General features: G+C 57.6%; 13 protein-coding genes. 9 read left to right on the top strand and 4 right to left on the bottom strand.

What is annotated here, in order from left to right; all coding sequences use genetic code 11:
- Positions 1-24: 24 nt before the first annotated feature.
- Both RT197_RS11805 and dld read right to left on the bottom strand, forming a co-directional pair.
- Positions 25-579, bottom strand: a complete 555-nt coding sequence (locus RT197_RS11805) for an N-acetyltransferase family protein (RefSeq protein ID WP_312950747.1) — start codon at positions 577-579, stop codon at positions 25-27.
- 82 nt (positions 580-661) lie between these two features.
- Positions 662-2,434 (bottom strand): D-lactate dehydrogenase, encoded by a 1,773-nt coding sequence (dld, locus tag RT197_RS11800; RefSeq protein ID WP_312950744.1) that lies wholly within the window; start codon positions 2,432-2,434, stop codon positions 662-664.
- Between the two features lie 192 nt (positions 2,435-2,626).
- Between dld and bglX the strand changes: the two genes are divergently transcribed.
- The 6 genes from bglX to RT197_RS11770 all read left to right on the top strand — a co-directional run bounded on the left by bglX (position 2,627) and on the right by RT197_RS11770 (position 10,166).
- Complete coding sequence (gene bglX / locus RT197_RS11795; RefSeq protein ID WP_312950742.1) at positions 2,627-4,924, top strand: beta-glucosidase BglX; 2,298 nt, start codon at positions 2,627-2,629, stop codon at positions 4,922-4,924.
- Between the two features lie 192 nt (positions 4,925-5,116).
- Entirely contained in the window at positions 5,117-6,355 is a 1,239-nt protein-coding gene (locus RT197_RS11790; protein WP_312950739.1) for an MFS transporter, read from the top strand.
- Positions 6,356-6,422: 67 nt separating this feature from the next.
- On the top strand, positions 6,423-7,340 hold the full coding sequence (locus tag RT197_RS11785) for an ABC transporter substrate-binding protein (protein WP_312950737.1): 918 nt from the start codon (positions 6,423-6,425) through the stop codon (positions 7,338-7,340).
- 13 nt (positions 7,341-7,353) lie between these two features.
- Entirely contained in the window at positions 7,354-8,511 is a 1,158-nt protein-coding gene (locus tag RT197_RS11780) for an ABC transporter permease (protein ID WP_312950734.1), read from the top strand.
- Complete coding sequence (locus RT197_RS11775; protein WP_312950732.1) at positions 8,504-9,451, top strand: ABC transporter ATP-binding protein; 948 nt, start codon at positions 8,504-8,506, stop codon at positions 9,449-9,451. Before RT197_RS11780 ends, RT197_RS11775 begins: the two co-directional genes overlap by 8 nt.
- Positions 9,435-10,166, top strand: a complete 732-nt coding sequence (locus tag RT197_RS11770; RefSeq protein WP_312950729.1) for an ABC transporter permease — start codon at positions 9,435-9,437, stop codon at positions 10,164-10,166. Before RT197_RS11775 ends, RT197_RS11770 begins: the two co-directional genes overlap by 17 nt.
- On the opposite strand, the gene RT197_RS11765 is transcribed toward RT197_RS11770, so the two are convergent.
- On the bottom strand, positions 10,147-10,254 hold the full coding sequence (locus tag RT197_RS11765) for a protein YohO (RefSeq protein ID WP_312950726.1): 108 nt from the start codon (positions 10,252-10,254) through the stop codon (positions 10,147-10,149). The two genes, RT197_RS11770 and RT197_RS11765, sit on opposite strands and share 20 nt — an antisense overlap.
- A 227-nt stretch (positions 10,255-10,481) precedes the next feature.
- Here RT197_RS11765 and RT197_RS11760 point away from each other — a divergent pair, with 227 nt between their 5' ends.
- Genes RT197_RS11760 through RT197_RS11750 form a run of 3 tightly spaced genes read left to right on the top strand, consistent with a single transcriptional unit; the run spans position 10,482 to position 13,399 of the window.
- Complete coding sequence (locus tag RT197_RS11760; protein ID WP_312950724.1) at positions 10,482-12,170, top strand: sensor histidine kinase; 1,689 nt, start codon at positions 10,482-10,484, stop codon at positions 12,168-12,170.
- Positions 12,164-12,883: a two-component system response regulator BtsR gene (btsR, locus tag RT197_RS11755; RefSeq protein WP_312950722.1), complete on the top strand. Its 720-nt coding sequence runs from the start codon at positions 12,164-12,166 to the stop codon at positions 12,881-12,883. The genes RT197_RS11760 and btsR overlap by 7 nt, the downstream gene beginning before the upstream one ends.
- Positions 12,884-12,928: 45 nt before the next feature.
- Positions 12,929-13,399 (top strand): DUF1456 family protein, encoded by a 471-nt coding sequence (locus RT197_RS11750; protein ID WP_312950720.1) that lies wholly within the window; start codon positions 12,929-12,931, stop codon positions 13,397-13,399.
- A gap of 175 nt (positions 13,400-13,574) precedes the next feature.
- Here the strand turns inward: RT197_RS11750 and RT197_RS11745 are convergent, their stop codons facing one another.
- The gene (locus RT197_RS11745; RefSeq protein ID WP_312950717.1) at positions 13,575-13,778 is read right to left on the bottom strand and encodes a hypothetical protein; all 204 of its coding nucleotides are present in this window, start codon (positions 13,776-13,778) and stop codon (positions 13,575-13,577) included.
- Between the last annotated feature and the right edge of the window lie 71 nt (positions 13,779-13,849).

Genomic DNA, 13,849 nt, shown 5'->3' with positions numbered 1-13,849 from the left:
CCTGCCGGGGCGTCGGCTGTTCGCCTATTCCGGCAGCGTCCAGTCGCCGTCATTGAGGGCGCGCTGCATAATCAGCGTATCGCGCCAGTCGCCTTTTTTATATCCCACGCTCCGCAAACGTCCCGCTTCCTCAAAGCCCAGCTGTTGATGAACCCGCAGCGAGCCAGGATTATTATGCCCGTCGCCCACTACCGCCAGCATTTGCCGCCACGGACCCTGCTCACAGCGGGCAATCAGCGCCGTCAGCAGGCGCGAGCCGATGCCGCGCCCGGTCATGGCGTTATCAACATAAATCGATTCTTCAAGGGTAAAGCGATACGCCGGACGCGGACGATACTGCGTTGCATAGCAGTAGCCCACGACCACCCCGCGATAGAGCGCCACCAGCCACGGCAGTTCCTGCGCCGCGACGTTCTCCATCCGCTGGTGCATTTCTTCGTCAGACGGCGGCACCTCCTCGAAAGATGCGCGACCATTTAGCACATGCCATGCATACAGCGCTGCGATGGCATGAACATCGTCCGGCAGGGCATCGCGGATCTCAATATCAACATCGTCGGAAATTTCCAGCGCAGACATAGTGCAAACTCCTCAGCATAAAAAAGCCAGAGAACCTTTCTCTGGCGTGAGTGATTAATCTATTACGAGTCGGAAGCCGAATTCAAATCACCGGCGGTGGTGTTTGAGGAATATCTGAAGCCCCGGTGGCACTTTCTGCTGGTGACGCCGTTTCACCCCAGTTCTTCTGCTTGCTGGTCTTGCCGATGCCGGGATTCATGCTGTTTGTCGGATCGTTTTTACGATAAAACGTCTTTAAACTTTCCGCTGCTTCGTAAAGATGGCCTACGTTATGTTCCGCCGGATATTGCGCGCCGCGCGCACGCAGCAGTTCCAGCATCTGTTCTTTCAGGTGGTGGGCATCAACGCCTTTTTTGACGATATAGTCCTGGTGGAAAACGTGACACATAAAGTGCCCGTAATAGAGTTTATGCACCAGCTGGCTGTCGATTTCCGGTGGCAGATGCTCAAACCAGTCGTCGTCATTCCGGCGCAGGGCGATATCCAGCGCCAGAATATCTTCCACTTCGTCCGCATGGACCGCCTGATAGCGAATCGCCGCGCCCGCCGCCGCAAAGCGATGCAGAAACGCCTTACTGCCTTCTTCCGGGGTGCAGGCAAAAAATCCCCCTTCGGCCGTTTTGAAATAGTCGCTAAGCCAGTTCTGCGCTTCGCTGACGCCATCACCGGCCATTTTTAGCAGCAGGTGATGCTCATACTTATCGCGCCAGCTTTTCATGCGCGGTGGCAGATGCGCCGGGAAGACGCGGGTCAGCTTTTGCATTGTGCGGTCGGTAAAGTGGGGCTTAAAAAGGGGAACCTTTTCCAGCAGCGCATCGGTGCGCCCTTTGAGCGTAAAGAACAGCGGCATTTTGTCGGTGCCGAGCTTGTCGATCATCAGGAAAGTGTCTTTGCCATAGCGTTCGGCAATGTCATAAATATCGCGATGCATATACTCACCGGCCACCGGCAGGTTGGCAAAATTAGCCAGAATATGGCGGCGGATTTCCGTCAGCACCTGCGGCTGGTTAGTGCCGATATAAAAGACCTGCTGATTTTTTGCTGCCGGGAAGGTATCGAGCCGGACGGCGAACACCGCCAGTTTGCCCGCGCAGCCGGAAGATTCAAACAGGCGATCCGGGTCGGCGTTATAGCGGGCGGGGGTGTCGGCTTCGACGTCGCGCACGCGGGTAACATAATCGTGATCGTGCCCGTGACGCCCGTCATGCCGCACGTCGGTTGCCATCACGCGCTCGTCGTCGAGCTTGCTGAGGATCTGTTCCGGCGTCTGTCCAAGCTCAATCCCCAGATGATTGACCAGTTGTAATTTGCCATGTTCGTCAATGCGGGCGAACAGCGACATTTCGGTAAACGCCGGGCCGCGCTGCACCAGCGCGCCGCCAGAGTTATTACAGATCCCGCCAATTACCGACGCGCCGATGCACGATGAACCAATCACCGAATGCGGCTCGCGTCCCAGCGGCTTAAGTGCTTTTTCCAGCGAATACAGCGTAGTACCGGGAAACGCCAGCACCTGCTCGCCGTTGTCCAGCAACTGAAGCTTATCCAGCCGCAGAGTGCTGATAATGACAATATCGCGGTCGTAATCGTTGCCGTCAGGTGTGGAACCTTCCGTCAGGCCGGTATTCGCCGCCTGCATCAGAATAATTTTATCGGCCTGGACGCAGGCGCTGAGCACCCGCCACAGTTCCAGCAGCGAGCCGGGGAAGACCACCGCCAGAGCGTCCCCGTGGCCGGAGCGAAACCCTTTGCGATAGCGGGCGGTTTTCGCCGGATCGGTTAACAGATGTGCGTGGCCCACCAGGCGGGTCAGTTCGTTGAGTAGCGCGTGATTATCATGAAGAGTTGTAGACATCTTCCACTCCTTGTGGTGAGCAAATAAACGTCTATAAGAATAGCCTGTTAAAACCGGAACGCAGGATAAAATGGCTATAAAAATAAGAGAATAAGCGAGGCAAGATACTGCAACCCCGGTTACGATTATGGCAAACTGCGATCTTCGCATGGACAGGCCGGCCCCCGGCTTTAGCATAAGAGAGTAAACCATATGAAATGGCTATGTTCTGTAGGTCTCGCTGTGAGCCTGGCGTGTCATCCCGCGCTGGCAGAGGACGTCAAAAATCAACTCCCGTTAACCCCGCAAGCGCGTGATGCTTACGTCACCGATCTGCTTAAAAAAATGACGGTTGATGAAAAAATTGGTCAGCTGCGCCTGATAAGCGTGGGGCCGGATAATCCGAAAGAAGCCATCCGCGAGATGATCAAAGAAGGGCAGGTCGGGGCGATTTTTAACACCGTGACCCGCGAAGATATCCGCAAGATGCAGGATCAGGTCATGGAACTTAGCCGCCTGAAGATCCCGCTGTTTTTTGCCTATGATGTGGTTCACGGTCAGCGTACCGTTTTCCCGATCAGCCTCGGTCTGGCGTCCACCTTTAACCTCGACACGGTGAAAACCGTTGGACGCGTCTCGGCGTATGAAGCGGCGGATGACGGTCTGAATATGACCTGGGCGCCGATGGTTGACGTCTCGCGCGATCCGCGCTGGGGCCGCGCGTCTGAAGGCTTTGGCGAAGACACCTACCTTACCGCCACGATGGGGAAAACGATGGTTGAGGCGATGCAGGGCAAAAGCCCGGCGGATCGCTATTCCGTCATGACCAGCGTTAAACACTACGCCGCGTACGGCGCGGTGGAAGGCGGGAAAGAATACAACACCGTTGATATGAGCCCGCAGCGCCTGTTCAACGACTACATGCCGCCCTACAAAGCGGCGCTGGACGCGGGCAGCGGCGGCGTGATGGTGGCGCTGAACTCGCTGAACGGCACGCCAGCCAGTTCAGATTCCTGGCTGCTGAAAGATTTACTGCGCGACCAGTGGGGCTTTAAAGGCATCACCATTTCGGATCACGGTGCCATTAAAGAACTGATTAAGCACGGCACCGCCGCCGATCCCGAAGATGCGGTACGGGTGGCGCTCACCTCTGGTATCAACATGAGCATGAGCGACGAATACTACAGCAAGTACCTGCCGGGGCTGGTTAAATCAGGCAAAGTGTCGATGGCAGAGCTGGATGACGCCGCGCGCCACGTGCTGAACGTCAAATATGATATGGGATTGTTTAACGATCCCTACAGCCACCTGGGGCCGAAAGAGTCCGATCCTAAAGACACTAACGCAGAAAGCCGCCTGCACCGTGAGGATGCCCGCAACGTAGCGCGTGAAAGTCTGGTGCTGCTGAAAAACAGGCTGGAAACGCTGCCGCTGAAAAAGACCGCGACCGTGGCGGTGATCGGGCCGCTGGCCGACAGCAAGCGTGACGTAATGGGCTCCTGGTCCGCCGCAGGGGTGATCGATCAGTCGGTTACCGTCCTGACGGGAATCAAAAATGTCGTGGGCGATCAGGGCAAAGTCATTTTTGCTAAAGGGGCAAATGTCACCAACGATAAAGACATTGTGGCCTTCCTGAATCAGTACGAGCCTGCGGTGCAGGTGGATGAGCGCACGCCAAAAGCGATGATTGACGAAGCGGTTGCTGCCGCGAATCAGTCTGACGTGGTGGTTGCTGTGGTCGGCGAAGCACAGGGAATGGCGCATGAAGCCTCCAGCCGTACCGACATTACGCTGCCGCAAAGCCAGCGTGATTTAATCAGCGCCCTGAAAGCCACCGGCAAACCGCTGGTACTGGTGCTGATGAACGGTCGCCCGCTGGCGCTGGTGAAAGAAGATCAGCAGGCGGATGCGATCCTCGAAACCTGGTTTGCGGGTACGGAAGGCGGCAACGCCATTGCCGACGTGCTGTTTGGCGATTACAACCCGTCCGGCAAGCTGCCGATGTCTTTCCCACGCTCGGTAGGCCAGATCCCGGTGTACTACAGCCATCTGAACACCGGTCGCCCGTACAATGCGGATAACCCGAACAAATACACCTCGCGCTATTTTGACGAGGCTAACGGTCCGCTTTATCCGTTCGGTTACGGTCTGAGTTACACCACGTTCAGCGTATCGGACGTCAAACTCTCTGCGCCGGGCCTGAAACCTGACGGCAGCGTGACCGCCAGCGTTGAGGTGACCAATACCGGCAAACGCGAGGGCGCGACGGTGATCCAGATGTATTTGCAGGACGTCACTGCCTCGATGAGCCGTCCGGTGAAGCAGCTGAAAGGCTTTGAAAAAATCAGCCTGAAACCGGGTGAAAGCAAAACCGTCAGCTTCCCGATTGACGTCGAGGCGCTGAAATTCTGGAATCAGCAAATGAAATACGTTGCCGAGCCGGGCAAATTTAACGTCTTTATCGGTACGGATTCTGCCCGCGTCAAGCAGGGCGAATTCGAACTCCAGTAACAGTTCAAGGCCGGGAAACCGGCTTTTTTTGTCGAAATCCGCAGGATTATCAACGGTCTGACTCGCTTGCTATAGGGTAGCAAGCAGGGTGAAAATACGGCGGGCTGCTTTTACCTTCACAATATGAAAACCCGGCATCGCGCCACGTCTTCGGCGAATGCCTCACAGTAACCATAAACATCAGGGAATACGATGGAACAGAGTGTGATGATCCAACAGGGAATATGGGCAAAAATCGGTTTACCGCACGAATTGTGCTGGGGGTTTATCGGGGTTTTTCTGTTTATTACCGGTGCCACGATTGAGCAAAGCTGGCTGGCATCAATGCTGCAAGGTCGTGGGTTTACGGCGTTTGATATTTCACTCCTCTCTTCCGTTTTCGGACTGTGCGTCGCAGCCGTCTCCTGGTTTTCCGGGATTGGGGCAGGGGTGCTGGGCGTGCGTCGCCTGATGTGGATCGCCACCGTCTTCTATTTTGCCGGATCGCTGCCTTTTATTTTTGTCGCGCTGCCGCAGAATAACTACCCGATGATGCTGATCAGCTACTCGCTGCGGGGAGTGGCCTATCCGCTGTTCGCCTATTCATTTCTGGTGTGGATCAACCAGCGCTGCGAGAGCCGTATTCTCGGTCGCGCCGTCTCATGGTTCTGGATGGCCTTCGGCGTCGGCATGACCGTGGTCGGCCCGTGGTTTTCTGGCCTTGTCATTCCCGCCTGGGGCGAGACGGCAACGCTGACCTGCGGTTTTGGGTTTGTGGCGCTGGGTGCGGTTTGCGGGCTGATCCTCAACCGCGATCGCCCCGGCTGGCAGCGCGGTCTGCCGCTTGGCCCGGCGCTGGCGGAGGGGATTCTGGTCCTCGGACGCGAGCCGAAAATGCGCTTTGCGGTGGTGGTCAAAACCATCAACGATATCGGTAAATTTTCGCTGGTGATCCTGATGCCGGTCTACCTGCCGCGTTTTGGCTTCAGCATCGCCGAATGGCTGACCGTCTGGGGGCTGGTGAACGTGCTGAATATTTTCTCCGGCTATTTCTTCGGCTGGCTTGGCGACACTATTGGCTGGCGCAATACGGTGGTCTGGTTCTCCGGCACGCTCTGCGGGCTGGCGTCGCTGGCGGTCTGCTACGCGCCGGTCTTTTTCGGTCACAGCAATGCGGCGCTTTTTGGCGCGCTGTCGCTGTATGCCATTGGCCTTGGCGCATTCGGCCCGCTTAGCGCGCTCATCCCTTCTCTGCTGCCGGAAAATAAAGGCGCGGCCATCTCGTGCCTGAATCTCGGCTCCGGGCTGAGTAATTTCGCTGGCCCGGCGATTGTCACGCTGTGCGTTAATCCCCTTGGCGTGGAAGGCACCCTGTGGACCATCGCCATCCTCTACTTCGCCGCCAGTATGTTGACCCTGCCATTAAAACTGCCCGAAAGCGCGGAAAAATAATCGTTCATCGTCTACGCTTTTCTCTCAAGCTCCTGAAAAGGAGCAGCAAAATAACGAGGAAAGCGCGATGACGATCACAAAGGGGATGATGGGTTCACTGGTGCTGATGGCGGCGGTCAGCCTGCCTGCGCTGGCGGCAGAGCCGGTAAAAGTCGGATCAAAAATCGATACCGAAGGCGCACTGCTGGGCAATATCATTTTACAGGTGCTGGAAAGCCACGGCGTTAAAACGGTCAACAAAGTTCAGCTGGGCGCCACTCCGGTGGTGCGCGGAGCCATTACCTCCGGCGAGCTGGATATCTACCCGGAATACACCGGCAACGGGGCATTTTTCTTCAAGCTGGAAAACGATGCGGCGTGGAAAAATGCCCGGCAGGGCTACGATAAAGTCAAACAGCTGGACGCCGAAAAGAACAAACTGGTCTGGCTGACGCCTGCCCCGGCGAACAATACCTGGACCATTGCGGTGCGTCAGGATCTGGCCGCGAAAAATAAACTGACTTCCTTAAGCGATCTCAGCCGCTATCTGAAAGAGGGCGGCACCTTCAAACTGGCAGCCTCAGCGGAATTTATCGAACGCACCGACGCGCTGCCTGCTTTTGAAAAAGCCTACGATTTTAAACTGAAACAGAACCAGCTGCTGTCGCTGGCGGGCGGCGATACGGCGGTGACGATTAAAGCCGCCGCGCAGCAAACGTCCGGCGTGAATGCCGCCATGGCCTACGGCACCGATGGCCCGGTCGCCGCGCTGGGTCTGCAAACGTTGACCGATCCGAAAGGCGTCCAGCCGATTTACGCGCCTGCTCCGGTAGTGCGTGAAGCGGTACTGAAAGCCTACCCGCAGCTCGACGACTGGCTGAAGCCGGTATTTACCAGCCTGGATGAAAAAACGCTGCAAACGCTGAATGCGAAAATTGCCGTGGAAGGGCTGGACGCGAAGAAAGTCGCCGCTGACTATCTGAAGGAAAAAGGGCTGACGAAGTAATCCGGGACGCGTTGTGCAACTAAAATGTCAAAACCGCGTCCTGCTGCTGCTGACCCTCATTGCGCTGGCAGCGGCGATGCTACCGTTTGTCAATTACGCGCCGAATCGGCTGGTATCCGGTGAGTCGCGTGCGCTATGGCAGATCGGGTCTTTTCCTGCGCTGTGGCTGCTGGCGATCCCGCTGGCGCTGGTGCTGTTAAGCCTGCTGCCGGGACGCGTGCCGCTTATTCTGACCCTGCTGGCTGCCGAACTGCTGTTTATCGCCCTGTTCTGGGGGGCGGGGAAATCCGCCAGCTGGCTGGCGCAAACCGGCAGTCCGCTGGCGCGCACCTCGCCGGGCAGCGGGTTGTGGCTCTGGCTGGCGCTGGCGCTGCTGGCCGGGAGCGATGCGATCCGTCGCCTGACTCCCCACGCGGCCTGGCGCTGGCTGTTAAACGCGCAAATCTGGCTGCTGCCGCTGGCGCTACTGGCAACCGGTGCGCTGGACGAGCTGTCGCTGCTGAAAGAGTATGCCAACCGTCGGGACGTTTTTAACGACGCATTGCTTCAGCATCTGACCTTACTGTTTGGCACGCTGCTTCCCGGCCTGCTGATTGGCGTGCCGCTGGGACTGTGGTGCTACCGTCATCCGGGGCGGCAGGCGCCGGTATTTACGCTGCTGAATATTATCCAGACCATTCCCTCCATTGCGCTTTTCGGCCTGTTAATCGCGCCGCTCGCCGGGCTGGTACAGCAGTTTCCGCTGCTGGGCAGTCTGGGGATTGGCGGCACCGGACGAGCGCCTGCGTTGATCGCGCTGGTCCTCTATGCGCTACTGCCGCTGGTGCGCGGCGTGGTGGCGGGGATGAATCAGGTGCCCCACGACGTACTGGAAAGCGCCGCCGCGATGGGCATGAGCCAGCGCGAGCGTTTTTACCGTATCCAGCTCCCGCTGGCGCTGCCGGTGCTGGTGCGCGGGTTGCGGGTCGTCACCGTGCAGACTATTGGTATGGCGGTGATCGCCGCGCTGATCGGCGCGGGGGGCTTCGGCGCGCTGGTCTTCCAGGGGCTGCTTAGCAGCGCCCTTGATCTGGTGCTGCTGGGGGTGATCCCGGTGATTGCGCTGGCGGTGGTGGTGGACGCGCTGTTTAGTTTATGGAGCGCCCTGCTTAAGGAACATGCGCATGATTGAATTTAACCAGGTCAGTAAATCGTTTGCCGGGCAGGATGCGGTCAAAAACCTCAATCTGCATCTGAAAGAAGGGGCATTCACGGTGCTGATCGGCACTTCCGGGTCCGGTAAATCCACGACCCTGAAGATGATCAACCGGCTGGTCGAGCACGACAGCGGCACCATCCGTTTTGCGGGCGAAGATATCGGTCAGTTGCCGTTGTTGGCGCTGCGCCGCCGCATGGGGTACGCGATCCAGTCCATCGGTCTTTTTCCGCACTGGACCGTCGCGCAAAATATTGCCACGGTGCCCCAGCTCCTGAAGTGGAGCCGCTCGCGCATTAATGAGCGCATTACAGAGCTGATGACGTTGCTGGGGCTGGATGCGTCACTGCGCGACCGCTATCCACATCAGCTTTCCGGCGGACAACAGCAGCGGGTGGGCGTGGCGCGGGCACTGGCGGCAGACCCGGACGTGCTGCTGATGGACGAGCCGTTCGGTGCGCTCGATCCGGTCACCCGCAGCGCGCTCCAGCAGGAGATGAGCCGCATTCACCGCCTGCTGGGACGCACCATTGTGCTGGTCACGCATGATATTGATGAGGCGTTGCGGCTGGCGGATCATCTGATCCTGATGGACCAGGGCGAAGTGGTGCAGCAGGGAACGCCGATGCAGATGCTCACCCATCCGGCGAATGATTTCGTCCGCGAATTTTTTGGGCGCAGCGAACTGGGCGTACGCCTGCTGTCGCTGCGCGAAGTGCGCGATTATACGCGCCCCGGCGAGCCGGTGGCCGGTGAGCCTGTGGCGGCGACCCTGACGCTGCGCGATGCGCTTTCGGCCTTCGTCGCCCGGCAGTGTCTGATTTTACCGGTGGTGGATGGCGAAGGGCGTCCCTGCGGCAACCTGCGCTTTGACGATCTGCTGCGCGAGGAGGGAAACCGTGAACGTGATTCGTGATCCGCTCCTGTGGCTGACTGGCCTGTTTATCGCGCTGCTGTTCTGGCTGCCGCACAGCACCGGTCTGTTCAGCGCGCTTTTCCCGGAGCTACCGCGCCCGGTCTATCAGCAGGAGAGTTTTCTGGCGCTGACGCTGGCGCATTTCTGGCTGGTGGGTCTTTCCAGCCTGATCGCCATTGTTGTCGGCGTCGGGGGCGGCATTCTGGTGACGCGGCCTGCGGGGCGGGAGTTTCGCTCGCTGGTGGAAACCATCGCAGCGATGGGGCAGACGTTTCCGCCCGTCGCGGTGCTGGCGATAGCGGTGCCGGTGATGGGTTTTGGTCAGCAGCCTGCCATTGTCGCGTTGACGCTGTATGGCATCTTACCGATTTTACAGGGTACGCTCGCCGGGCTGGCGGCGGTGCCTGCTGGCGTGAGCAGCGTGGCGGAAGGGATGGGGATGAGCCGTCGGCAACGGCTGATGAAGGTGGAGCTGCCGCTGGCGGCACCGCTGATCCTCGCCGGGATCAGAACGTCGATCATTATTAATATCGGCACCGCCGCGATAGCCTCAACGGTCGGTGCGAGCACCCTCGGCACGCCGATAATCATCGGCCTGAGCGGGTTTAACACAGCGTATGTGATTCAGGGCGCGGTGCTGGTCGCGCTGGCGGCGGTCATTGTCGATCGCGGATTTGAACGACTGGGGCGTTATCTTAGCCGCCATGCACAATAAAGGTATAGCCCGCCAGCATCACGCCGCCGATACCGCTAATCGCCATGACTAAGAAAAGGGTGATAATACCCAGTTTGGCTGCGCTCATCGTTTGCTCCTTATGTTAATCAAAAGATTATACGGCGAAGCTGGTGTGTTAATGAACTATTAATTTCCTGCCGCGCCAGGCGTAATCACCAGACTGCCTGGTATTTGACCATTTTTGCGCTTATTTAGTGATCGGGCGCACGAATTTTCATTTTTATGCCGCGCTTCAAAGAAAGTTAAACGTTCACCCTGTATGTTACGCGCTTTCGGAATGTGTGGTTGGCAGGTATGTACGAATTTAATCTTGTGTTGCTATTACTGCAACAAATGTGCGTGTTCCTGGTGATCGCCTGGCTGATGAGTAAAACGCGCCTGTTCATACCGTTAATCCAGGTGACGGTCCGCCTGCCGCACAAGCTCCTCTGCTACGTGACGTTCTCCATTTTTTGTATTCTGGGCACCTATTTCGGCCTGCATATTGAAGACTCGATAGCCAACACCCGGGCAATTGGCGCGGTGATGGGTGGTCTGCTCGGCGGGCCGGTGGTTGGCGGGCTGGTCGGGCTGACCGGGGGGCTACACCGTTATTCGCTGGGCGGCATGACCGCGCTAAGCTGCATGATTTCGACGATGGTCGAAGGGCTGCTGGGCGGGCTGGTGCACAGTCTTCTGATCAAACGCGGGCGCACGGATCGGGTGTTTAATCCGCTTACTGCCGGGGCGGTGACTTTTGTCGCAGAACTGGTGCAGATGCTGATCATCCTGCTGATTGCGCGCCCGTTCCAGGACGCGCTGCATCTGGTGAACAGTATTGCCGCGCCGATGATGGTCACCAATACCGTCGGTGCCGCGCTGTTTATGCGCATTTTGCTCGACAAGCGTGCGATGTTTGAGAAATACACCTCGGCGTTTTCGGCAACGGCGCTGAAGGTGGCTGCCTCAACGGAAGGTATTCTTCGCCAGGGGTTTAACGAAGAAAACAGCATGAAGGTGGCCCAGGTGCTGTATCAGGAGCTGGATATTGGCGCGGTGGCGATTACCGACCGCGACCGGCTGCTGGCCTTCACCGGCACCGGCGACGATCACCACCTTCCTGGTCGGCCGATTGCGTCCGCCTATACGCTAAAAGCCATCAATACCGGCGAAGTGGTCTACGCTGACGGGAATGAAGTGCCGTACCGTTGCTCGCTGCATCCGCAGTGCAAGCTCGGCTCAACGCTGGTGATCCCGCTGCGCGGCGAGAATCAGCGGGTTATTGGCACCATTAAACTGTATGAAGCCAAAAACCGCCTGTTCAGCTCAATCAACCGCACGCTGGGGGAGGGCATCGCCCAGTTGTTGTCTGCGCAGATCCTCGCCGGGCAGTATGAGCGGCAAAAAGCGCTGCTGACCCAGTCGGAAATCAAACTGCTCCATGCGCAGGTTAATCCGCATTTCCTGTTTAACGCGCTGAACACGCTGAAAGCGGTCATTCGCCGCGACAGCGATCAGGCCAGCCAGCTGGTGCAGTATTTATCCACCTTCTTTCGTAAAAACCTGAAGCGTCCGTCGGAGTTTGTGACGCTCGCCGATGAAATTGAGCACGTTAACGCTTATCTGCAAATTGAGAAGGCGCGCTTCCAGTCCCGTCTCCAGGTGCAGCTTTTTGTGCCGGAATCGCTGGCTCATCATCAGCTTCCGGCTTTTACCCTGCAACCGATCGTCGAGAATGCCATCAAACACGGGACTTCACAGCATCTGGGCGTGGGCGAAATCAGCATTCACGCCAGCCAGCACGAGCGCTATTTGCAGCTGGATATTGAAGACAATGCCGGTCTATACCAGCCGAGCGCCAGCAGCAGCGGGCTGGGCATGACCCTGGTCGATAAACGCCTGCGCGCCCGTTTCGGCGACGACTGCGGTATCACCGTGAAATGTGAGCCGGAATGTTTTACCCGAATCACCCTGCGATTGCCTCTGGAGGAAAACGCATGTTAAGAGTGCTGATTGTGGATGACGAGCCGCTGGCACGGGAGAATCTGCGCATTCTGTTACAGGATGAAAGCGACATTGAAATTGTGGGTGAGTGCGCTAACGCCGTGGAAGCCATCGGCGCGGTGCATCGTCTGCGCCCGGACGTACTTTTTCTCGATATCCAGATGCCGCGCATCAGCGGGCTGGAGATGGTCGGAATGCTCGACCCGCAACACCGTCCGTGGGTGGTTTTTCTGACCGCGTTTGATGAGTACGCGGTAAAAGCGTTTGAAGAACACGCCTTTGATTATTTGCTCAAGCCGATTGAATCTGCACGGCTGAATAAGACCCTGACCCGCCTGCGTCAGGAGCGCGGCGAGCAGGATGTGTCGGTACTGCCGGAAAATCAGCAGGCGCTGAAGTTTATCCCCTGTACCGGCCACAGCCGGATTTGGCTGTTACAGATGGAAGACGTGGCCTTTGTCAGCAGCCGGATGAGCGGGGTATACGTCACCAGTCATGAAGGGAAAGAAGGCTTTACCGAGCTAACGCTAAGAACGCTGGAAAGCCGCACGCCGCTGTTGCGCTGCCATCGGCAGTATCTGGTGAATATGGCGCATCTGAAGGAAATCCGCCTCGAAGAAAACGGTCAGGCCGAGCTGCTTTTACGCGCCGGACAGACGGTGCCGGTCAGCCGTCGCTATCTGAAAAGTTTAAAAGAGGCGCTAGGGCTGTAAAAGACTGGTAAAATGCCTTTTTGCCACTTTATTTGCGAAGGCCCCATGCTGAGTAACGATATCCTGCGTAGCGTGCGCTACATCCTGAAATCCAATAATAACGATCTGGCGCGTATTCTGGCGCTGGGCGGAGCCGAAGCCACGGCGGAGCAGATCGCCGTCTGGCTGCGAAAAGAGGAAGAAGAAGGATTCCAGCGCTGCCCGGATATTATTTTATCTTCTTTTCTGAACGGCCTGATTTATGACAAGCGTGGCCGGGACGAATCCTCCCCGGCACTGGAGCCGGAACGCCGGGTGAATAACAACATCGTGCTGAAAAAGCTGCGCATCGCGTTTTCCCTGAAAACCGACGATATTCTGGCGATCCTCACCGCGCAACAGTTCCGCATTTCGATGCCGGAAATCACCGCCATGATGCGCGCGCCGGAGCATAAAAACTTCCGCGAATGCGGCGATCAGATGCTGCGCTATTTCCTGCGCGGCCTCGCCGCCCGTCAGCACGCGCCCAGGGCATGATGATCCCGGCGGCAGCGGTCCGCCGGACATCTTTGCTTCCGGCCAGCTTCAGCAAGCCGTCCCTGAAACCAGAAGATGCGTCAGATTAATAAACCGAAGGTTTCAGGGCGGATCGGGTTCGTCAGATGCGGCAGCAAGGCTCGCTAACGTTCAGGAAGGGAGGGGCAGGGGGAACTCACTGCATTTTGTTCATGACCATCTGGCGCGCCGCTGCATAGATGGACTTTTCCCGACAATCGGTCACTTCCGCTTCTCTGGCACGCAGGACCATGATGATGCTCCGTGCTTTGATTGGCTGAAAGGATTTCATCAGCCATGTTGCGGCGATACCAATGACCTCATGGATTTCATCGAGCTTAACGTGTTCATCTTCGATCAATTCTCCCCCCTGGAGCTACATTGATGAGCTGATATGGCCGGGGCAACAAACCATATATGCCGGGTGTTCTG

Origin of the sequence: Superficieibacter sp. (genome assembly GCF_032071645.1) — a bacterium.
Taxonomy (GTDB): Bacteria; Pseudomonadota; Gammaproteobacteria; order Enterobacterales; family Enterobacteriaceae; genus Superficieibacter.
This window is presented reverse-complemented; position numbering and strand designations above follow the sequence as displayed.

Coding starts and splice junctions, on each gene's coding strand:
- RT197_RS11785 (WP_312950737.1), top strand. CDS start 6,423: ATGACGATCACAAAGGGGATGATGGGTTCACTGGTGCTGATGGCGGCG.
- RT197_RS11790 (WP_312950739.1), top strand. CDS start 5,117: ATGGAACAGAGTGTGATGATCCAACAGGGAATATGGGCAAAAATCGGT.
- dld (WP_312950744.1), bottom strand. CDS start 2,434: ATGTCTACAACTCTTCATGATAATCACGCGCTACTCAACGAACTGACC.
- bglX (WP_312950742.1), top strand. CDS start 2,627: ATGAAATGGCTATGTTCTGTAGGTCTCGCTGTGAGCCTGGCGTGTCAT.
- RT197_RS11805 (WP_312950747.1), bottom strand. CDS start 579: ATGTCTGCGCTGGAAATTTCCGACGATGTTGATATTGAGATCCGCGAT.
- btsR (WP_312950722.1), top strand. CDS start 12,164: ATGTTAAGAGTGCTGATTGTGGATGACGAGCCGCTGGCACGGGAGAAT.
- RT197_RS11760 (WP_312950724.1), top strand. CDS start 10,482: ATGTACGAATTTAATCTTGTGTTGCTATTACTGCAACAAATGTGCGTG.
- RT197_RS11765 (WP_312950726.1), bottom strand. CDS start 10,254: ATGAGCGCAGCCAAACTGGGTATTATCACCCTTTTCTTAGTCATGGCG.
- RT197_RS11775 (WP_312950732.1), top strand. CDS start 8,504: ATGATTGAATTTAACCAGGTCAGTAAATCGTTTGCCGGGCAGGATGCG.
- RT197_RS11750 (WP_312950720.1), top strand. CDS start 12,929: ATGCTGAGTAACGATATCCTGCGTAGCGTGCGCTACATCCTGAAATCC.